Raw genomic sequence first — 21,767 nt, 5'->3', positions numbered from 1 at the left:
AATTTTAAAAAACTAATGTTTACTTTTAACCCGCTCTAAATCTATTAATTTATTTATACACCCCCGAATGAAAGACCTAGGCCTACTACTTCTACGCGTTTCCTCCGCAGTTTTAATGATTACCCATGGACTCCCAAAATTTCAAAAACTCATTGGAGGTAATTTTGAATTTGGCGATCCCATTGGCATAGGTGCTGCACCTTCCCTATTTCTCGCCGTTTTAGGTGAATTTGTATTCCCTATTTTGGTTATTATAGGATTTAAAACACGTTGGGCTACTGTACCCACTATAATCACCATGTTGGTAGCGACATTTATCGTACACGGATCCGATCCATTTAATGTAAAGGAAAAAGCTATTCTATTTTTAATAACCTTTACCTCTATCCTATTACTTGGTCCTGGAAAATATAGTTTGGATAAAAAATAAATCGGTCTACTATTCAGAACTTTAAATGAGGTTTATAACAATCCCTGCCACGTTTGGTTTCCCAAACATTGACTTGGATAAGTGCGTATGCCTTGGAATCAATAAAGTTCGATGGCTTATTTGACTTATTTCCATTAACAACTATTGTTTCTAGCAGTATTGAATTAATTTAGAAAATTTTGAACAATAATTCTTTAAGGAGATCCTCTTGGGCCATATTAGATCCAACCCCTTTTCCCTTGACATCCAATTCCCTTAGATTGGAAATAATTTCACTGACCCGCCTCATGGGATAGTTCTTGGCTGCGGCCTGGATTTCAGTAACGAAATAAGGCCTAATGCCCAAGGCACTGGAAACACTTTTGGGAGAATGATCTTTTAGGCCATGATAGGTGAGCACTTGGATAAAAAAAGAATACAAAAGGGTAATGGTCAAAACAAAAGGATTGTCCTTAGGATTTTGGGCAAAATAACTGACAATTCTAGTGGCTTTTAGAACATCGCGTTCCACTATGGCTTTTTTAAGCTCAAAATTATTGTAGTCCTTGCTTATACCAATATTGGCCTCAATAGCTTCAGGTGTAATTTCAATTCCTTTAGGGACCACCAACGACAATTTCTCCAGTTCTTTGTCTATCTTACCTAAATCGGTCCCTAGAAATTCAACCAATAAATTGGCCGCCTTGAAAGTTATTCCGTACCCCCTGGAATGCAAGGATTTTTTAATCCAATCCGCAACCTGATTTTCATAAAGCTTTTTACTTTCAAATATAATCCCGGATTTTTTGATGGATTTATATAATTTTTTACGCTTATCCAGCTTATTATATTTATAACATAACACCAATACCGTAGAAGGTTGTGGTTGATCGGAATAGGAAACTAAATTTTCTATGGAACGGGATAAATGTTGCGCCTCCTTTACAATGACTACTTGGCGCTCTGCCATCATGGGGTACCTCTTTGCATTGCCAACGATGTCCTCAATGGAAATTTCCTTGCCGTATAGTATCACCTGATTAAATCCACGCTCTTCCTCCGTAAGCACATTTTTTTCAATATACTCCGCAATCTTATCAATATAGTAAGGTTCCTCCCCTGTTAGAAAATATATAGGTGCAATATTTCCATTTTTTATACTGCTTACAATTTGTTTTACCTCTTCCATCTAAAAAAATTCATCAACTTTGCACAATGCAACCTTTAAACTATCCCTCATATCCCTTTCGATTCAAAAATAGGGAAAATAAAATCTATATTTTTGATGTCATACGCAAAAAATTTGTGGTTCTTCAGCCCGAAGAATGGGTACGCCAACACGTGGTGCACAATCTAATTTCAGACAAAAACTATCCACAGGCCCATATCAACGTTGAAAAGCAACTACTTATTAATAATTTAAAAAAAAGGTACGATGTGGTTGTCTTTAATCCTAACGGGAGTATCGAAATTCTTGTGGAATGCAAATCTCCCGATATTAAAATAACACAGCAAGTTTTTGACCAAATTGCTAGGTATAACCTCCAGCTCAAAGCGAAATATTTAATGGTCACCAATGGGATGAATCATTTTTTTTGCAAAATGGATTTCGAAAATGAACAATATAGTTTTCTTAAGGATATTCCATCCTATCAGTCCTAAGGTGACGCCTTAAAAAGCTCATAGGAACATCTTAAAAATAAAAGGGAGTGGCTTGCAGTTATCCATATATTCATAGTCATTTATCGAATATTTCTTTAAATTGCCAACTTAATCCATTACTATCTAATTAGAATAATTGCCTTGTTTAATTGGGCAATATAGAAATGTTGAAAATAGCAGTTGTTATACTTAATTGGAACGGTGAAGGGCTTTTGGAAAAGTTTCTTCCATCTGTAGCCGCGTTCTCCCAAGAGGCAGAGCTCTATGTTGTCGATAATGCCTCCACGGATGGTTCAATTGCCTTTTTGAAAAAGAACTACCCCCAGATAAACATAATCCAGAATTTAAGCAATGGAGGTTACGCCAAAGGGTACAATGATGCTTTGCCCAAAGTTAATGCCGATATATATTGCTTGTTGAATTCTGATGTGGAAGTTACCAAAGATTGGTTGTTACCCATAATAAAAGAATTTAAAGGGAACCCCTCAGCTGCTATAATCCAACCAAAAATATTGGATTATAAGAATAAGACCTTTTTTGAATACGCTGGGGCAGCGGGAGGATTTATAGATAAGTATGGCTATCCTTTTTGTAGGGGACGAATTTTTAATGAATTGGAAGCGGATAATGGTCAATACAATGATGTAAAGGAAATATTTTGGGCCACCGGGGCATGTTTATTTATAAAGAGAGAAGTATTTGAGGAACTAAAAGGTTTTGACGAAGATTATTTTGCCCATCAAGAGGAAATAGATTTATGCTGGAGGGCAAAGAACAAGGGACACGGAGTATTTTACGTTGGCGGTTCGGAGGTGTATCATTTGGGTGGCTCGACACTAAGTAGCATGAATCCAAAAAAGACTTTTCTTAACTTTAGAAACTCACTTTATTCCATAGTAAAAAATCTTCCTTCAAAAAAAGCATTTCCAATAATACTCTTGCGATTGGTTTTGGATGGTTTAGCAGGAATCAATTTTATATTTCAGGGGAGATATAAGCATTGCTGGGCAGTATTAAGGGCCCATTTCAGTTTTTATAAAAATTTCATAAACATTTTTAAAAAGCGTGAAAAGGCCTGTTTTACAAAGAATTACTACGCAACAAAATCCATTGTTTGGTCTTATTATATAAATCATGTAAAAAAATTTAACATTTTAGTAAAAGATTAACTAAATTGGTCTCGCAAAATATTGCGTTTTATATAATTTTGCCTACATTAAATAATTCGAAACTTTTAAATTATTAATTCTATTATCATAACTATGAGAAAAATCATTTTAGGCTGTTTAGGTATTACCCTTTTGTTGTCTTCATGTGTATCGCAGAAAAAATATGCGGATATGGAAAACAAAGCGAAAGAAGCACAAGATTTATTAAATTCCGCGACAGTTAAATTAAACACCTGTTTGGAAGATAAAGCTGCTGCTACTTCGAAAATGCAAACATTGGAAGATCAGAATGCCTTCCTAAAAGCAAATAATCAGGACTTAATCAACAATATGGGCAACCTTACTACTCTTACAAGTAAAGGTGCCGATAACTTGGAGAAATCCTTGGAAAGCTTAAAAGAAAAAGATCTTACTATAAGAAAGCTAAATGATGCTATTACAAGAAGGGATTCTGTAAACTTATCTTTAGTTCAAAGTTTAAAAGGTGTTCTTGGAAACTTGGATGATGAGGATATCGAAATCAGTGTAGAAAAAGGTGTTGTATTCGTTTCTATTTCTGACAAACTTTTGTTTAGAAGTGGTAGCTTCAACGTAACCAATAGAGCCAAAGAAGTTTTGGGCAAGGTTGCACAAGTTGTTAATAACAAACCAGATTTCGAATTTATGGTAGAAGGTCATACCGATACTGATCCTTACAACAGTGGAGTTTTATATGACAACTGGGATTTAAGTGTTAAACGTGCTACTTCTGTTGTTCGTATCTTACAAAAAGATTACGGTGTTGATCCTAAGCGTATGACTGCTGCAGGTAGAGGAGAATATATTCCTTTATCTCCAACAGATAAAGCTAAAAACAGAAGAACCCGTATTGTTGTTCTTCCAAAAATCGATCAATTCTACAGCATGATCGAAGAAGGAATGAAAGATCCTAAAATAAACTAAGGACCATTTCATATATAATATTAAAAGCGACCAATTTGGTCGCTTTTTTTATGGAATAAATCGTGATTGAGAAACAGTACTTAATACTAAAATATATCTATACTTCCCTTACCTTCCCTAACAATTATGGGCTCGTCCTCTGAAAGGTCTATTACCGTAGAAGCAACATTATCACCATATCCACCATCTATAACAATATCTACAAGGTTTTCCCATTTCTCAAAGATCAATTCAGGGTCGGTAGTATATTCCAACAGCTCATCCTCATCGCGAATGGAGGTAGAAACTATTGGATTACCCAAGGCTTCAACCAATGTCCTAGCTATGGAATTATCAGGGATACGTATCCCAACGGTTTTTTTCTTTTTAAATTCTTTGGGCAGATTATTATTGCCTGGAAGAATAAAAGTATAAGGTCCAGGTAAGGCCCGCTTAAGTATTTTAAAGGTAGAAGTATCAATTTGTCTAACATAATCGGAAAGATTACTTAGATCGGCACAAATGAAGGACCAATTGGCCTTGGCCAATTTTACTCCCTTGATCCGTGCAATTTTTTCCAACGCCCTGGTATTGGTAATATCGCAACCCAATCCGTAGACGGTATCCGTAGGGTAAATGATTAAGCCACCTTTCCTCAATACATCCACTACCCTCTTAATTTCCTTGGGATTTGGATTTTCAGGATATATTTTTATTAATTCTGCCATATTAAAGGATCAAAATAAACGTTATCAATTTAAGAAATAATATTATATGCACAAGTTAGCGTCTATCCTACTTCTTAGCTTCCTCTTTATTATTACCAGCTCTTGTACGGAAGATACAATGACACCGGATATTACATCCTTGGAAGCAAAAAATATAATCAATTTGGAATACGGTTCCGAATCGCGTCAAAAATATGACATTTATCTTCCACAAAACAGGTCCATGGACACTAAAGTGCTGATTTTGATACATGGTGGTGGATGGAACGCTGGTGATAAATCTGAAATGGACGCTTTTAAGGATTTTATCAGAGAGCAATTACCGGAAATAGCAGTGATTAACATGAACTATAGGTTAGCAGACGCCGATAATCCTCCTTATCCCATGCAAATTAATGACATAGACCTTGTAGTAAGCGAATTACGTAATAGGGCTCAGGAATTTAAAATATCTACCGAGATAGGATTTATTGGTGCTAGTGCCGGTGCGCATCTTTCCCTCTTATGGAGCTACTCGCATGACACCAAAAAGCAGGTAAAGATGGTATGTAGTATTGTAGGGCCTACTAATCTTTTGGACGAGGCATATATAAATAGCACGAACCAAGAATTAAGGATTCTTTTAGATCAATTTCGGAATGACCCAGATGTTTTGGAGGAGGTAAGTCCTTTATACCAAGTAACCTCCACTTCACCCGCGACCATATTGTTTTATGGCGCTCAGGACCCGTTAATTCCCAATTCCCAAGGCATTGGATTAAGGGATAGATTGGAGGAATATAACGTAACACACCAGTTTACCCTATACCCCAATGGCGGTCATGGTTGGGTAGGGTTGGATCTTTTGGATACATCCATAAAATTAAAAGCTTTTATTCAAGAGAACTTGTAGTCGACCTTCTTAATAAAAAACTCTCTGTTTAACTATTGTTTAGAGCACTTCCAACTTGGCAAACCTGAGCAAAAGTTTCTTTATGTCTCCCTTGTCAAATTTAATTTCCGCTTTTTTATCATTGCCGACCCCTTCAATCTTAATCACTTGTCCCCTACCAAATCTGGTATGGTTTACTAGCGAACCCTCCGTTAAATTGGGATCCACCGAGTTGGTATTTCCAACAGGGGTACTAAGTTCCGGTTTTAGTTTACGTAACTTCCGTAATTGATTTTCATTGGGTTTTATTCCACTTGGTGGAGTACCATGTGTAGGTTTGTTCTGCCTTAATTTACTTTTATCAACATCGCCAAAAATATCAACATCGATCAATGGTGTATATCTGGATCTCACCACTGGAGTAAGATTTTCGACATATTTTTCATCAATTTCCTCAATAAATCTACTGGGCTCTGCATCTACGAGCTTGCCCCAACGATATCTGTTCTGGGTATAAGTTAAATATGCTTGTTTTTCCGCCCGTGTCAATGCAACATAAAACAATCGCCTTTCCTCTTCCAATTCACTTCTGGTATTCATACTCATGGCAGAGGGGAAAAGATCTTCCTCCATCCCTACGATGAATACATATGGAAATTCCAACCCTTTCGCCAAGTGAATCGTCATTAAAGCCACTCGGTCATCATCCCCAGTATCCTTGTCAAGGTCCGTTGCCAAGGCCACATCTTCCAAAAATTCGCCAATGTCCCCTTTGGCATCTGCCAATTCCTTTTGCCCTTCAACAAAATCCTTAATACCGTTCAACAGCTCCTCAATATTCTCCATCTTCCCAATTCCCTCCGGAGTGCCATCCTTTTTGAATTCCAACAATACTCCCGATTTTTTGGCTACGTGTTCTGCCAAAGTAAAGGCATCGGCACTTTCATTCATAATCTGAAAGCTCTTTATCATGGCTACAAAGTCGCCCAATTTTCTTTTAGTTCCAGAATTAATCTTTAGATCTATTCTGTCCAGGTTGTCCATAACCTCAAAAATAGAACGGTTGTAGTGATTTGCGGCAACGGTAAGCTTATCCATAGTGCTCTGCCCTATACCACGTGCAGGAAAATTTATAATACGCTTAAGCGCCTCTTCATCTTTTGGATTAATGACCAATCTCAAATAAGACAGAACGTCTTTTATTTCCTTCCGCTGATAAAAGGAAAGTCCCCCATAAATTCGATATGGTATATCACGTTTCCTTAGGGCATCCTCAATAGCCCTCGATTGGGAATTGGTCCTATACAATACCGCGAAATTACCATTGGGCATCTGGTTTTGCATTTTTTCTTCGAAAATAGTCCCAGAAACAAACCGGCCTTCTTCGGCATCCGTTGGACTCCGGTGCACCTTGATCAAAGGTCCTTCGTCATTGGAAGTCCATACGACCTTTTCCAATTGATTGGTATTCTTGGCAATAATGGAGTTTGCGGCATTCACAATATTCCTGGTGGACCTATAATTCTGTTCCAAGCGGTACATCCCTACATTGTCATAATCCTTTTGGAAGTTAAGGATATTACTAATGTTTGCCCCTCTAAATGAATATATACTCTGGGCATCGTCCCCTACTACACAGATATTCTGAAATCTGTCCGATAGTGCTTTTACTATCAAATATTGGGAATGGTTGGTATCTTGGTACTCATCCACAAGGATATATCTAAACCTGTCCTGATATTTGGCCAAAACTTCTGGAAAACGTGTCAACAACTCATTGGTCCTTAACAGTAAATCATCAAAATCCATTGCCCCGGCCTTAAAACACCTATCTACATAGTTCTGATAAATTTCGCCCATCCTTGGACGCTTGGCCATGGCATCTGCCTCTACCAAATCGGAATTGTTATAATAGGCCTTAACGGTGATTAGACTGTTCTTATAGGAGGAAATTCTATTTTGTACCTGCTTATACTTGTAAATATCCTTATCCAATCCCATCTCCTTTATAATGGCGGAAATAAGACGTTGTGAATCTTGGGTGTCATAAATAGTAAAATTGGCAGGGTAACCCAACTTATCACCATCAAACCTTAAAAGCTTGGCAAAAACGGAATGAAAAGTCCCCATCCACAAGTTTTTGGCTTCGGAAGTACCAACAATATCGGCAATACGCTTCTTCATTTCCCTAGCTGCCTTATTGGTAAAAGTCAAAGCCAAAATATTAAAGGAATCCACTCCAAGGCTCATCAAATAGGCGATACGATAGGTCAATACCCTTGTTTTACCTGAACCTGCCCCTGCAATCACCATTAGAGGGCCGTCCTTGTGTAAAACAGGAGCCTTCTGAGCCTCATTTAATTCATTGATATACTTCTCCAAAATGTGTATTGATATTAAGGTCCTTACAATCGGTGAATTTAGCCATAATTAGCCTTATCAAAAAATCAACTTTAATATTTATGATGAATGGATCCTCCAAATAGTTCTATTTTGAATATATTTATCCTTAAATCCACATTTAAAGAAAAGAAGTTTTTTATGTAATAATTCCTAAAAGCCACCATAACCACAAAATTATTGAATACATTGATTAATGGCTATGATGAACAACCTTTGGCTGATAAAATTTTAAATCCCATTTAGTACTATGAAATATTATTTGATCCTCTCCTTATTTTTATGGTGTGTAAATTCCACAGCCCAAAAATATAATCTTGAAAAGGAATTCAAGGGCATTGAACAAAAGGTAATTGATTGGAGGAGGGATTTTCATCAAAATCCAGAATTATCGAACAGGGAGTTTAAAACAGCTGAAAAAATAGCAACACATTTAAAATCTTTGGGAACAGAGGTTCAAACTGGAGTTGCCAAAACTGGGGTGGTAGGTATCCTAAAAGGAAATAAAAAGGGTAAGGTAATTGCTTTGAGGGCGGATATTGATGCCTTGCCTGTAACAGAAAGAAACGATCTTCCGTTTAAATCTACAGTGACCTCTGAATTTCTTGGGCAAGAAACAGGTGTTATGCATGCCTGTGGGCATGATACCCATACTGCTATCCTTATGGGTGTGGCAGAAATACTCGCTAAAAACAAAGATAAAATCAAAGGAACGGTCAAGTTCATTTTTCAACCTGCAGAAGAAGGCCCTCCACCTGGTGAGGAGGGTGGAGCCTTATTGATGGTTAAGGAAGGGGTACTTAAAAACCCCGACGTAGATGCCATTTTTGGACTGCATATCAACTCGGCCACCCCCGTAGGCGTTATTCGCTATAAATCTGAGGGATTAATGGCTGCCGTACAGCGATTCGTTATTCAGGTTGAGGGAAAACAAACCCATGGGTCCCAACCCTGGAAGGGCATAGATCCCATTCTAATCAGTGCCAAAATTATAGATGGGCTTCAGACTATAATTAGCAGGGAAGTTGACCTTACCAATGAAGCAGCGGTAATTAGTGTTGGCAAGATTACGAGTGGGGTACGTTTTAATATAATTCCTGAAAGTGCAGAAATGATTGGAACTATTAGAACTTTGGACTATGACATGCAAAAACTTATTACAGAGCGAATGAAGGAAATGGTACCGGCAATTGCTAAAGTGTACGGGGGTTCGGCCACGATTGATATAAAAAGTAATACGGACATAACCTACAATGACCCCAACTTGGTAGTTAAAATGCTTCCTACCCTCAATAGGGTTGCTGGTAAGGACAATGTACAATTACAAAAAGCGGTCACTGGAGGTGAAGATTTCTCATATTTTCAGAATGAAGTGCCCGGATTCTTCTTTTTTTTAGGCGGAATGACCCCTGGAAGCACTAAATCCTTTCCTCATCATACACCGGACTTCACTATAGATGAAAATGGAATGATACTTGGGGTTAAGGCCCTCACAGAAATGAGTTTGGACTTTTTGAACCAGTAAAAACTTGAAGAAGATCAGAATAACATCCCTGTCTGTTTACCATGGAGGATATCTAGGTGAATGTTGATGACAATGACTTAAACAAATACTTATCTTCTACATCCGGGTATAATAAGGAGCTGGTACCATTTACGAACCTTCAAGATTATTATAACTTTCCTTATTTGGGAGGAAAAGATTATATGGAAAATAAGAGGGTACCCAATTAATTTAAATCTTAAATTTGCCCGCGAAAGTAAATTTCATAATCTTGCAGAAAATCAATTAATTCAAAAATACCAAACATTCAAATAAATAAATTTTATCCATGAGAAGAAAAATTTTTACGACCCTAATTTTATTAATGTACATTACCATTACCCAAGCACAAAGCAAAAAAGACCTAATTCTGGAAGTGGATAATCTTAGGACTCAAGTAAGGGAAGCTGAAACGGCACTATCGGAATGTAGGCGGGAGGAAAGGATTGCGTCGGCTAAAGTAGAATCATACGAAGCACAGGTAAATGAACTTAAGGAAACCAATGGCAACTTATTGAAGAACTTGAATAGCTTTACTGAAGCATCCAACAAGAGATCCGATCATATTAACAGCACGCTAGAAAGTTTAGTTAAAAAGGAGGCGCAATTAAGAGTGATCAATGATGAATTGAGCCGCCGTGATTCAATTACCCTAGCTGTATTTACTCAATTTAAGCAAACTTTAGGTAGTGATCCCAAGATAACAGTGAGCAATGGCGCCATTGCAGTGGTGATGGACAACAGTTATATATTTGGGGAAAACACCAAGAATTATAAAGTACAGGACAAGGCGGAAGCAATTATCGCAAAAATTGGAAGCGTTTTAAAAGCCAATCCAACGATGGATATTCAAATTGTTAGTAACAGTAATTTAGTGGAATCCAAGGATAATAAGTCGAACAACTGGGAAATTGGTACACAGCAGGCTGCTGCTATAGCCAGGATCTTGGAAAGTAAATATCAAATAGAGCCCAAACGAATCGTTGCCACCGGTAAATCGGAATTAGGGTTATACAGCATTGAAACGGCCACAGAGATTATAGTGCAACCAAAATTTTATGAGTTCTATAAAATGGTCAAGGAGAATATGAAATAGATTTATCAATTTGAAAAGCGCTACCAAGCGCTTTTTTTTTGCTTGTTCCCCAACTGTCCAATAAATAAATGTATCTCGGAAAAATTTATAACCATCCATAATTTTTGAAGGAATAAGCCGTTTAACATTCTACAAACCAAAAAACACCAATACAAAATGACTGGAGAGGAAATTTTTCAACTTTTTGCCTATTTATTACCTGCAATAGTAACCGGAATGGTTGCCTTTTATTTTTTTAGATTGCACACAAGAAACGAAGAAGGTAGAAGGCGGTACCTATTGCACAAAGACACTCAAAAAAATACCTTGCCCATTAGACTTCAGGCCTATGAAAGATTGGCCTTGTTTTTGGAACGAATTGCCATTCCAAGTTTGGTGGTACGTGTAGGGCCAAAAAGCAGCAACAAAAATGATTACGAAAATTTATTGATCAAGAGTATTGAAAATGAATTTGAGCATAATTTATCCCAACAGATCTATATGACCGATGAATGTTGGAATATAATTAAGGCCGCAAAAAGCGCTACCATCCAAATGATAAGGAAAGCAGGTATGAGCGAGTCCGATACAGCGGATAAACTACGTGAAGACATTTTAAATGAAACCATGGAGAAGCAATCGCCTTCCGCCACAGCTTTGGCCTATGTTAAAAAAGAAATTGGGGAACTTTGGTAAAATAAATTAATTAGGAAACACTGGAAAACTTTTCCTGTGCATATTTATAACCTTGTTGCCACCATTGGGACATAAGTTTTTTATTAAAAATCAAGGAGTTTTCCGTAAGTTTAGTTGGAGTGTAATATAAGTTTAATTGCACTCCTTTATGTTTTGCGGCCAATACTCCTTCCGAAATATCATGGTATTCGATCTGGTCCAAGACAAACCCGTAAATACTCAACATTAAGGAAAATGGATTTTTACCAAGGACCCTATTATGGTCCATATTTTCAGATTCCAAAATAATGGCATCAATCTCCGTTGCTCCCCTTCTTATTGCCTCCCTAATAGGAACTACACAGCCCAAGCCCCCATCACCATATTCAAATCCGTCCTTTTTAACCAAGGACATAAAGGGGATATAGTTACAAGAAATCCAAATCCAATCACAGAATTCATCATAAGAAAAATCCTTAATGGATTTATATTCTACCCTGTTTTTAGATAGGTTGGAAACGGTCACAACAATATCTTTCCGGCCATTTTTTAACTCCTGGAATTCCTTTACCGTAAAATTCTTTCTTATCGTCCGCCTTAAAGCCTTGCTTTCTCCAAAAGTACGCTTGCTCTTCATAAATTGGAGAAAAGTGTTCAAGAAATTTATGGACACATATTCGCGATCGCCCTTTTTTCGAACTACAAAGGGATTAAGACTAAAAATGGAGCGCTGATTTACATTGGTATAAATATCATATAGCTTACCAATTTTATTTAAGGCCAGTTGTGGAATTAAAAGACTGCCTGTAGAAGTACCCACCAGTATATCATATTCCCTTTTTTCAACCTCCATAAGGTATTGGGCTACTCCACCAGCAAAGGCTCCCTTACTACCTCCCCCACTTATTACGAGTGCTTTCATAGAATTGCGGTCTCTATTTGGTTGGTTTCTGAATTTTTATGTTTGGCAAAATTATATCCACTTTCCCACCATACGGTCATTTTCTCCTTTTCAAATATGAGAGAGTTGGTAGTGAGTACGGTTGGTGTGTAATAGAAGTTAATGATAGCGTTATTATGGTTGGCCACATACTTACCGATCCTGATATTTTGTTGTTCTATTCTATCCAACATAAAAGCGAACATACTTGTAAGTAATGAAAACACATTTTTGGAAGGCATTCTGTTTAATTGTGTAACCTCGGTTTGCAATATTATAGCATCTACAACTTTAGCTCCTCTTCGTATGGCCTCTTCTATGGGAACCATGCTGCCAAGTCCCCCATCAGCATATTCACATCCGTTTTTCTTAACCAAGGTCATAAATGGGGTGTAATTACAGGAAATCCAAATCCATTCACAAAACTCCTCATAGGTACAATTGTTTATAGATTTATATTCAACCTGGTTTAAAGATAAATTGGAAACGGTTACCGCAATATCCAACGGTCCCTTTTTCAAATGTTCAAATTCCTCTATGGAAATGGTATTTTTGATTAATTCCAATAGATTATTACTTTCCCCAAAAGTCTTACTCCCCCTAAAAAAATTTTTCATCACATTTATATGATGGATACCAATGGTCTCTATACCATATTTCTTTTTTATCACAAAGGGGCAATTACTAAAAATATCATCTTGACTTACGGAAGTATATACCTCTCTAATTTTTTCGATTTTTTGAAGCGCAAGATGGGATATTAAAAGACTTCCTGTGGAAGTACCTAAAAATAAATCGTACTTGTGGTTCATTTCTTGCATCAAGTATTGGGCCACACCACCGGCAAATGCGCCTTTACTACCACCACCAGAAATAACCAAAGCTCTCATTCCGAAATCAGTTTGTTGCTAATATAACGCAATTCCACCTCATTTAATTTTACTTTCAACCTGTCAATTCGTTCTCTGTATTCCTTTTTTTCCAAAAGTTGGTCCAATAATGTGCGTGAATACTTCCTAAATTGCCATGTATGGTGTTGGGTTCCATTTATTAAATCCAACAAATTCTCATCTGAAAAACCAATCAATTCCTCCAAAAACTGAAAAGCCACCTGGCGTACTTCATAGGTGTACATTGGGGAGGTGTATCCACTTAGTTCCACGTAATAGTCATTGGTGTTATTGGGTTCATAATCTTTGGTGAGCAAAGCCAAGGTAAGCCACAATAATCGAATGTTTCTATTGGAAAAACCTATAACGTTTTTGGTCTTGTCCAAATAATTGGCCCTATCGCTCGGATAATTTATCCATAGCTTGTACAGCATCGCCTCTTTGGTTACATAACTTTCATCTTCCAAAAGGGATTCAAATTCAGATTTTAGCCCCAAGGGGATTTGACCCACTGAAATTGCTATGGCTTGACGGACCATAACATTATTGCTCCCTAGTACCTCACTTAAAAAATTTTCGGACATGGATTTAAAATAGATTTTGATTATTTGGGATTTTAATTGGTCGGATTTTGTGCTTCCCCAATACCTTTTTATAATGGATTCATTGTCTGTACTACTTGTCATTACTTCCCTTTGCAGGCTAAAGAAATTCCTTAAATCCTCCGATTCACGAACCAAGCTTGTTTTGGCCTCGCTAAAAGGAAATTCCTTATCCTCTAACCATCGATTCCGGAACACACCTAAATCAGTATCACTAACCAACTCCATTTCCTTAATAAAGTCATCCACAGTTGCATTTCTAAATTCGAACGTTTTTAAATATTGTTGGATTCCTTTTCTAAAATTTTCTTCCCCCAATTGTTCCCTCAACATATGTAATGCCCATGCTCCCTTTTCATAAAAAGTAAGGCTACTGGCCTTTGGATCAATAAGGGTTTCTCCCCCATCCTTATTGGTCAACTCCTGTAATTGGATTGCCGATTCGTATAATTTCCAATAATAATATTCTTTACCAAAGAGCTCTCTCTCGGCCAACAGCGCATAATAGGTGGCAAAACCTTCATGGAGCCAATGACTAGAGCCATCAACTTCGGTAACCAAATCACCAAACCACTGGTGTGCCATTTCATGGGCATTTACATTCACATAATTTCTATCCTTAAAGGCAATGGAATCCATTACATAGGTATCTGAAAAAATGGTTGTTCCAGTATTTTCCATACCCGCGTAAAGAAAATCACGGACAGGAATCTCCTTGTAATTTTGCCAAGGATAGTCAACCCCAATTTCCTTTTCCAAGAAGTCAAATATATCTTTGGTAAATCTATAAGTTGGTTCTACCAAAGAGCTGTCACTGGGGTAATGATATAGGTCTATGGGTACTCCCCTATTGGATAAAATCTGTTTTTTATGGTAGTCACCTATTGAAAACGCCAGTAAATAACTACTCATAGGCTTTTCCATATTAAACCTCCATTTTTTTAATCCGTCCAAGTCTTTGGTCCCTAATAAGTCCCCATTGGCAATTACCACATAGTTCTTATCAAAGGTAATGTCCAAATCAAATTCTACCTTTTCGGTCATATCATCAAAACTGGGAAGCCAGTGACTTGTATATTTGCCCTGGCCTTGGGTCCAGACCTGCTCATTGCCCAGTATATCATCGGACCAACCCAAAAAATAAACGGTTTGTTTGGGGATGGCAACGTATTTTATTTTCAGGGTATAAGATTTATTGGCTTTAAATGTTTTATGAACGATAATATTCTTACCGCTATTGGTAATCTTAACCTTTTTGTTGTTGAGCCGAGTCTCAATTAATTGTATATTTTGGGCGTCCAGAAAAACCGAATCTACTTTTTGAAGGGCCGTTAATTGATAGGTCACAGTTCCGGTAATGGTTTCTTGTTTCGGATCTATACTTATATCAACATTTCCGCGGATAAAATCTACCTTGTCCTGATGCTGGGCATTGATTGGAATATAGAAGTATATTAGTAATAGAAGTAAGATATATTTCATCCGTTTAAAGATATATATTTTCAAAGTTTAATTGTGATTGATTTAGGGAACCATTCAATGGATAGGATATAACAATTATTCTAATTCAGATTGGAGCCTTGTTTTGAAGTTATGAAATCTCTTTTTCAAATTTAGCATTTTAGATTATTGCAGTTGTATTAAGGAACCCCTATTTTAGTCTATTGAAAAAAAAACATCATCAAATTTTAGTCGTCAAAGGTTAACCGACAGGAGTTAACTATAGGATTACTAATAATAATTAAGTGTATCCCGATGAATTCCAATGTACTACAGACGCCTATTGCATACCTAAAAGGCGTTGGTCCCAACCGTGCAGAAACCTTACAGTCGGAGCTAGGTATACAAACTTACCAGGACTTAATAAATCTATTCCCCAATCGCTATATAGATAAAACACAGTATTATAAAATTAACCAGCTGCAAAGAACCAGTTCCGATGTACAGATCATCGGCAAGATTGTAAACATTAAAACGGTTGAACAAAAAAGAGGAAAGCGGTTGGTAGCCAAATTCATGGATGATACTGGCGAAATGGAACTTGTTTGGTTTCGTGGCCAAAAATGGATCAGGGAAAATCTGAAATTAAATACTCCCTATGTCATTTTCGGAAAGGTTAATTGGTTCAGTGGTACCTATTCCATGCCCCATCCAGAAATGGAACTACTGGTAGAACATGAAAAAGGACTAAAAATAAGTATGCAACCTGTTTACCCTTCAACTGAAAAACTGGCCAACAAGGGTATTACCAATAGAGTAACCAACAAACTTATTCAGCAATTATTCATGGAGACCAAGGGCAGGTTTGCTGAATCCTTATCCCCTAGCCTGATAAGTGAATTAAAGCTCGTCTCTAAAAGTGAAGCACTTTTTAATATTCATTTTCCAAGAAATCAAGAGCTATTGGCCAAGGCACAGTTTCGACTTAAGTTTGAGGAATTGTTTTACATACAATTGCAGCTCATATCCAAGAATTTGTTACATAAGCAAAAAATAAAAGGGTATAATTTTGATCAAGTTGGAACCCTTTTCAAAACATTTTATGAACACCACCTGCCCTTTGAACTTACCAATGCCCAGAAAAGGGTAATAAAAGAGATCAGGGCCGATTTAGGGAGTAATGCACAAATGAACAGATTACTACAGGGAGATGTGGGGTCTGGCAAAACTATTGTGGCACTAATGACAATGCTGTTGGCTATAGACAATGGTTACCAGGCCTGTCTAATGGCCCCAACGGAAATACTGGCCAACCAACATTTTATGGGTATAAAGGACCTACTTGGAAGTATCGGCGTTAACATAGCTCTACTTACAGGGTCTGTAAAAAAATCGGCCCGCAAAATAATCCATGAGCAATTGGAAAATGGAGAGCTCAACATTTTAATTGGCACCCATGCCCTGTTGGAAGATAAGGTGGCGTATAAGAATTTAGGCTTGGCCATTGTGGATGAGCAGCATAGATTTGGTGTAGCCCAACGCGCCAAGCTATGGCATAAGAACGATATTCCTCCCCATATTTTGGTTATGACCGCCACCCCTATTCCAAGGACTTTGGCCATGAGTCTATACGGAGATTTGGATATTTCCACCATTGATGAACTGCCCCCAGGCAGAAAACCCATTAAAACAGTCCATCGATTCGATTCCAACCGCTTAAAAGTATTTCAGTTTATAAGGGATGAGATAAAAAAGGGAAGGCAAGTCTATGTGGTCTATCCTTTAATCCAAGAATCGGAAGCTTTGGACTATAAGGACCTAATGGACGGTTACGAGAGCATAGCAAGGGATTTCCCCATGCCCGATTTTCAAATTTCCATTGTACATGGTAAAATGAAACCTGCTGACAAAGACTATGAAATGGAGCGATTTGTTAAGGGAGAAACCCATATTATGGTAGCCACAACGGTAATAGAGGTAGGTGTTAATGTTCCCAACGCCTCCGTTATGATCATTGAAAGCGCAGAGCGATTTGGGTTATCGCAGCTCCACCAATTAAGGGGCCGCGTTGGTCGTGGAGCCGATCAGAGTTTTTGCATTTTAATGACCGGACACAAACTCTCTTCCGATTCTAAAACTAGATTGGAAACCATGGTGGGTACCAATGATGGATTTCAAATTGCCGAGGTGGATTTAAAGCTTAGGGGACCCGGGGATTTAATGGGAACCCAACAAAGTGGCGTTCTAAACCTAAAGATTGCGGATATTATTAAGGATAATGATATTCTAAAAACGGCAAGATACCATGCCCTTAAAATTTTAAAGGAAGATATTAGTTTACAAAAGCACCCTATAATACTTCATGCCTATACACAATTGGTGAAATATAAAAATATTTGGAATTATATAAGTTAAGAGCTGCTGTCGTGCTTGGTTAATTGGATTTATTACGGTTTTTCGGAGGCTTGCACTCCTTGCAGAAATCAGAAAGTGCCAGAAGTTCACTTTTTACAACTTCATGTTCATTATTTAATTCTGTAGCTTTATTTCCAAAATCCGTTTCTAAATAGACCCTAGAACTAATTTTATTTCGTTCAGCAACCATTTTGTCAAAATAAGGCTGGAAAAATGTTGCATCGGAAAAGGTTTTTTTGTTTTCAAATAATTCCTTTCTAATTTCTCTAGCGTAAAGCTCTGAGAGATCAAAGTCAAATTCAACAAGAGCTATCAATCTTTCCGCCTCCAAACTGTCTGCTGCCATTATTACTGCTGCATCCTTTTGAAAGGTACAACTCACTTTGGAGTTGAAGTTCTTCGTGAACATGAATTCTATATTGGACATTTGAAAGGCAAAATCCAGCATAACACCAGATTGAACAAACACTTTATCAATATCCTCACTAATTGCCGTTTTTGATCCCTGAAAATCTTCAATATTAAATGTGTGACCAGGCGCCCAATCGATCCTGTTCTCCTGTGAGTATAACCAAGTGGTCAGAACTAAAAAAAGTAACACTAATCTATATGACATAAAAAATTTCCAATTACCTATAACCAATCATTTACAACAATTAATTATAAATCTATATTTCGTAAATATAATAAATCCGAGTGTTTTGGAAACCGATATATTTAAGGTCCAACTTTTGATATTGATTCCAAAAAACTAGATATTCCACTAAACCACTTAATACCACACTACATTGGATTAAAAGCACAAAAAAACCCTGTCATTTCTGACAGGGTATTGTTTTTGGGTGGAAGACCGGGTTCGAACCGGCGACCCTCGGTACCACAAACCGATGCTCTAACCAGCTGAGCTACAACCACCATTTGTAAACGGTGGCAAAGATAAATCTTTAGTTCTATCGTACAAAATAAATTTCAGCTTATTTTATAACAAAATGTAAAATGCTCAACTTTAGAATTATACCTATAAACCACCCCACTTTTATCGATAAAATACACGTTATATGGGATAAAACACACAAAAATTGGGGTTTTCACAACATTTATTAGCTTATTTTTTATTTGAAAGATATTTTTAGCACCAGTTAAACTAGGATAAATGTCTTTTAAAGCATTAAATATAAGTTCACGGGAGATTAAAGTAAAATTAACCGTGTTCTGGATTCTCCTTTTCCTTTGTGGAGTCAACTCTGCCCAGGAAACCTCCACTAGGGAATTGAGACAAAAAATAACAACTTTACGTAGTCAGAAGAAACAGGTTAATAAAGATACCATTTACATTGGACTACTCATCGATCTTGGTGCGAAGCTAAGATTCTTAAATCCTGATAGTCTCTTATTGCTTTCCAGCGAAGCGCAAAAATTAAGTAGTAATATAGAATACTTTAAAGGAGTAAGTGGGGCCTTATTCAACTTGGGAACCTACTATTCGGATATTGGTGAACACACCATTGCAATAGATAATTATGAAATGGCCTTGGTTAATGCCAAAAAGGATAATAATTATAATTTAACCTTAAGAATTGGCAATGAATTGGCCAATGAAAACGTCTATAGTGGTAATTATTCAACCGCTTTGTTGGGCTATTTGGAGAATATAAAACTTGCACAAGCCCATGACAATAGAAAAATGGAGTCGATTCTTTATGAAAATGTAGCCGATTTGTATGCTACTCAAAAGGATTATGAACAAGCTCTTTATTTTTACAATAAGGTAGAAAAAATAAATAATCTAATTGGAAATGATATAAACTCTGCCCACACCATGAGCAATGTAGCTTCCATTTATGCCGAAACAGGAGACTATCAAAATGCCTTGTTTAAGCTTAATCGAAGTATTAATATTTTCGAAAAAAATGAAGCTTGGGATTGGCTAGCTTTCGCCTATGAAGTAAAGGGTAAAGTGTATTTAAAACAGAAGCAATTTACGAGGGCTTTGTACTGGTATGATAAAAGTAGTTTACTACATGAAAATCTTCAGGACGACCGTGGAATAATTGACCTGTACAATGGTATGGCAGAAGCCCATTTTGGACTGGAAAAGGACAGTATTTCACACAAGTATGCATTAATGGCCTTTGAAATCTCCTCCACTATAAAATCGATGGAGGGTATTAAAAAATGTTCCAACACACTTTATAAAGTATATAAGAACCAGGAGAATTACGCGGCGGCCCTAAAATATCATGAAATTTTTAGACATATATCCGATACCTTATCTAGGGATGAGAACAAGATGAGTATGACGATGTTGAAAACAGAAATCAGCCATAAGAATCAGCAGGAAGCATTGATGATTAAAAATGAAAAAGCTTTGGCCAAACAGCGCCTTTACATTTATATTGCAATTCTATTTGTTATAATTATGAGCGCAATAGCCTTTTTAGTTATTAGGGGACAAAAAATCTTAAAAAAACTGAACAAGGAACTCGAAATACAAAAACTGGATCTAGAACAAAGAGAGTCCGAGTTATGGGAAACCAATAATACCAAAAACAAACTTTTTTCCATAATTGCACATGATCTTCGTGGTCCTATTGGAGCTCTAGAGGGCTTATTGAAATTACTTAACAGTGGTGATATAAAAGAATATGAATTCAAGGAGTTTATTCCCAAATTAAAGAACGATGTAAACAGTATTTCCTTTACCTTGAACAATCTTCTTACCTGGGGACAATCGCAGATGCGGGAAGCTACTACAGACCCTACCAATGTAGACCTAAACTCCCTTGTTGAGAACAATATTAATCTGCTCAGTGAATTGGCGTTTACCAAAATGATTACAATGGACAATTTAATAGTCAATAAGGCCATAATTTGGTCCGATGAAAATCAAATTGATATAGTTATTAGAAATCTTTTAAGCAATGCCCTAAAATTTACGCCTAACAACGGACACATTACAATTGGTTATGTAGACAGGCATGAATTTTTAGAGGTTTTTGTCAAGGATACAGGTATTGGCATAGACGAAACTGTTCAGGATCAAATACTTTCAAAAAACAGCAATATTACCACTTACGGTACCAATAATGAAAAAGGAACAGGTCTAGGCTTATCCCTTTGCAGTGAAATGGTAATCAAAAACGGGGGTAACCTTTGGATAAAGAGTGAACTTAATGTAGGCTCAACGTTTTATTTTACCGTTCCCAAGGGCAAAAAACACTTTCAAAAATCGGCCTAAATTAGACTGTCAAGGTCTTTAATGGCTACAAATCGCTCTGTAGTAAAACCTTCCGCATAAGCTATCCCTACCATCCTTCCCAGGTCCCGTGATCTATAAACAACACTATCTATAAAGTTCTTGCTGCTGATAGGTGTTTCCGGCTCCTTGCTTTTCGGGTCGTAGAATTGAGAACTATAGGCCATAATGGCCTTAACCTTTGTATCAATAAATTCCGACACATCTACCACAAAATCAGGTTCAAGATTTTTCCATTGTATATAATGATGTACGAGTTTTGGTCTCCAAGCTTCTTGCCATAGTTCCTCTCCATCAATCTTAGTATCTATTTTAATTAGTCCGCTCAAAAAACATGCATCACTTACCAGTTTGCTACCTTTGGCATGATCAATATGCCTGTCATCAATGGCATTGCACAATACCGTTTCGGGCCTATACTTCCTAATTATTTTTATTATTTCCAACTGATGCTTTTTGTCGTTGGTGAAAAATCCGTCAGCAAATTCCAAATTTTCACGGACCAATACTCCTAAAATATCAGCAGCCATTGCGGCTTCCTTATCCCTAATTTCGGCAGAACCGCGTGTGCCCAATTCACCCCGGGTCAAATCTACTATACCCACTTTTTTGCCGTTGGCTACTTCCTTGGCTATAGTTGCCCCTGCCCCCAATTCAGCATCGTCAGGATGCGCACCAAATACTAATATGTCTAATTTCATTTAATGTATGTCTACTTTGTTCTTGAAAGCTTTCAAATTATCTCCCAGAAAGCTTCTCTTTTATCAAATG

18 protein-coding genes and 1 tRNA gene are annotated in these 21,767 nt (G+C 37.1%); 10 read left to right on the top strand and 9 right to left on the bottom strand.

Annotation, left to right across the window (positions count from 1 at the left end):
• Positions 1-67: 67 nt before the first annotated feature.
• Positions 68-430, top strand: a complete 363-nt coding sequence (locus H4O18_RS10745) for a DoxX family protein (protein WP_187584381.1) — start codon at positions 68-70, stop codon at positions 428-430.
• A gap of 169 nt (positions 431-599) precedes the next feature.
• On the opposite strand, the gene holA is transcribed toward H4O18_RS10745, so the two are convergent.
• Positions 600-1,598, bottom strand: a complete 999-nt coding sequence (gene holA / locus H4O18_RS10740; RefSeq protein ID WP_187584380.1) for a DNA polymerase III subunit delta — start codon at positions 1,596-1,598, stop codon at positions 600-602.
• Positions 1,599-1,624: 26 nt separating this feature from the next.
• Between holA and H4O18_RS10735 the strand changes: the two genes are divergently transcribed.
• The 3 genes from H4O18_RS10735 to H4O18_RS10725 all read left to right on the top strand — a co-directional run bounded on the left by H4O18_RS10735 (position 1,625) and on the right by H4O18_RS10725 (position 4,182).
• Entirely contained in the window at positions 1,625-2,071 is a 447-nt protein-coding gene (locus tag H4O18_RS10735; protein ID WP_187584378.1) for a type I restriction enzyme HsdR N-terminal domain-containing protein, read from the top strand.
• A gap of 164 nt (positions 2,072-2,235) precedes the next feature.
• Positions 2,236-3,240, top strand: a complete 1,005-nt coding sequence (locus tag H4O18_RS10730) for a glycosyltransferase family 2 protein (RefSeq protein ID WP_187584376.1) — start codon at positions 2,236-2,238, stop codon at positions 3,238-3,240.
• Between the two features lie 93 nt (positions 3,241-3,333).
• Positions 3,334-4,182, top strand: coding sequence for an OmpA/MotB family protein (locus tag H4O18_RS10725; RefSeq protein ID WP_187584374.1), 849 nt, complete (start codon positions 3,334-3,336; stop codon positions 4,180-4,182).
• 86 nt (positions 4,183-4,268) lie between these two features.
• Here H4O18_RS10725 and H4O18_RS10720 read toward each other — a convergent pair whose 3' ends face one another.
• Positions 4,269-4,889 carry an L-threonylcarbamoyladenylate synthase gene (locus H4O18_RS10720; RefSeq protein WP_187584372.1) on the bottom strand — a complete coding sequence of 207 codons (621 nt, stop codon included), beginning with the start codon at positions 4,887-4,889 and terminating at the stop codon, positions 4,269-4,271.
• A 46-nt stretch (positions 4,890-4,935) separates the two neighbouring features.
• Here H4O18_RS10720 and H4O18_RS10715 point away from each other — a divergent pair, with 46 nt between their 5' ends.
• Positions 4,936-5,781 carry an alpha/beta hydrolase gene (locus H4O18_RS10715; protein ID WP_187584370.1) on the top strand — a complete coding sequence of 282 codons (846 nt, stop codon included), beginning with the start codon at positions 4,936-4,938 and terminating at the stop codon, positions 5,779-5,781.
• 39 nt (positions 5,782-5,820) lie between these two features.
• On the opposite strand, the gene H4O18_RS10710 is transcribed toward H4O18_RS10715, so the two are convergent.
• A complete protein-coding gene (locus H4O18_RS10710) occupies positions 5,821-8,142 on the bottom strand; it encodes an ATP-dependent helicase (protein WP_187584368.1) in 2,322 nt (773 codons plus the stop codon).
• A 268-nt stretch (positions 8,143-8,410) separates the two neighbouring features.
• Between H4O18_RS10710 and H4O18_RS10705 the strand changes: the two genes are divergently transcribed.
• The 3 genes from H4O18_RS10705 (at position 8,411) to H4O18_RS10695 (ending at position 11,474) form a co-directional block, all read left to right on the top strand.
• On the top strand, positions 8,411-9,685 hold the full coding sequence (locus tag H4O18_RS10705; RefSeq protein ID WP_187584366.1) for an amidohydrolase: 1,275 nt from the start codon (positions 8,411-8,413) through the stop codon (positions 9,683-9,685).
• 307 nt (positions 9,686-9,992) lie between these two features.
• The gene (locus tag H4O18_RS10700) at positions 9,993-10,799 is read left to right on the top strand and encodes an OmpA family protein (protein ID WP_187584364.1); all 807 of its coding nucleotides are present in this window, start codon (positions 9,993-9,995) and stop codon (positions 10,797-10,799) included.
• A gap of 156 nt (positions 10,800-10,955) precedes the next feature.
• Positions 10,956-11,474, top strand: coding sequence for a DUF7935 family protein (locus H4O18_RS10695; protein WP_187584362.1), 519 nt, complete (start codon positions 10,956-10,958; stop codon positions 11,472-11,474).
• A gap of 10 nt (positions 11,475-11,484) precedes the next feature.
• Here the strand turns inward: H4O18_RS10695 and H4O18_RS10690 are convergent, their stop codons facing one another.
• From H4O18_RS10690 to H4O18_RS10680, 3 genes are read right to left on the bottom strand one after another with little or no spacing between them, the layout of a single operon-like run.
• Positions 11,485-12,375 carry a patatin-like phospholipase family protein gene (locus tag H4O18_RS10690; protein ID WP_187584360.1) on the bottom strand — a complete coding sequence of 297 codons (891 nt, stop codon included), beginning with the start codon at positions 12,373-12,375 and terminating at the stop codon, positions 11,485-11,487.
• Positions 12,372-13,283 carry a patatin-like phospholipase family protein gene (locus H4O18_RS10685; protein ID WP_187584358.1) on the bottom strand — a complete coding sequence of 304 codons (912 nt, stop codon included), beginning with the start codon at positions 13,281-13,283 and terminating at the stop codon, positions 12,372-12,374. Before H4O18_RS10685 ends, H4O18_RS10690 begins: the two co-directional genes overlap by 4 nt.
• On the bottom strand, positions 13,280-15,367 hold the full coding sequence (locus tag H4O18_RS10680; protein ID WP_187584356.1) for a M1 family metallopeptidase: 2,088 nt from the start codon (positions 15,365-15,367) through the stop codon (positions 13,280-13,282). Before H4O18_RS10680 ends, H4O18_RS10685 begins: the two co-directional genes overlap by 4 nt.
• Before the next feature lie 273 nt (positions 15,368-15,640).
• Between H4O18_RS10680 and recG the strand changes: the two genes are divergently transcribed.
• Positions 15,641-17,740: an ATP-dependent DNA helicase RecG gene (gene recG / locus H4O18_RS10675; RefSeq protein ID WP_187584354.1), complete on the top strand. Its 2,100-nt coding sequence runs from the start codon at positions 15,641-15,643 to the stop codon at positions 17,738-17,740.
• Between the two features lie 19 nt (positions 17,741-17,759).
• Here the strand turns inward: recG and H4O18_RS10670 are convergent, their stop codons facing one another.
• Positions 17,760-18,356: a hypothetical protein gene (locus H4O18_RS10670; RefSeq protein ID WP_187584351.1), complete on the bottom strand. Its 597-nt coding sequence runs from the start codon at positions 18,354-18,356 to the stop codon at positions 17,760-17,762.
• Positions 18,357-18,580: 224 nt separating this feature from the next.
• Positions 18,581-18,656 (bottom strand) — tRNA-His (locus tag H4O18_RS10665).
• Positions 18,657-18,893: 237 nt separating this feature from the next.
• On the opposite strand from H4O18_RS10665, the gene H4O18_RS10660 reads away from it, so the two are divergent.
• Complete coding sequence (locus H4O18_RS10660; RefSeq protein WP_187584349.1) at positions 18,894-20,978, top strand: tetratricopeptide repeat-containing sensor histidine kinase; 2,085 nt, start codon at positions 18,894-18,896, stop codon at positions 20,976-20,978.
• Here H4O18_RS10660 and bshB1 read toward each other — a convergent pair.
• Positions 20,975-21,697, bottom strand: a complete 723-nt coding sequence (bshB1, locus tag H4O18_RS10655) for a bacillithiol biosynthesis deacetylase BshB1 (RefSeq protein ID WP_187584347.1) — start codon at positions 21,695-21,697, stop codon at positions 20,975-20,977. The genes H4O18_RS10660 and bshB1 overlap by 4 nt on opposite strands.
• Positions 21,698-21,767 lie beyond the last annotated feature (70 nt).

Source organism: Arenibacter arenosicollis (genome assembly GCF_014397245.1).
In the GTDB taxonomy this organism is placed as follows: Bacteria; Bacteroidota; Bacteroidia; order Flavobacteriales; family Flavobacteriaceae; genus Arenibacter; species Arenibacter arenosicollis.
Note: the sequence above shows the minus strand (reverse complement) of the source record. Positions and strands in the feature narration are given on the sequence as shown.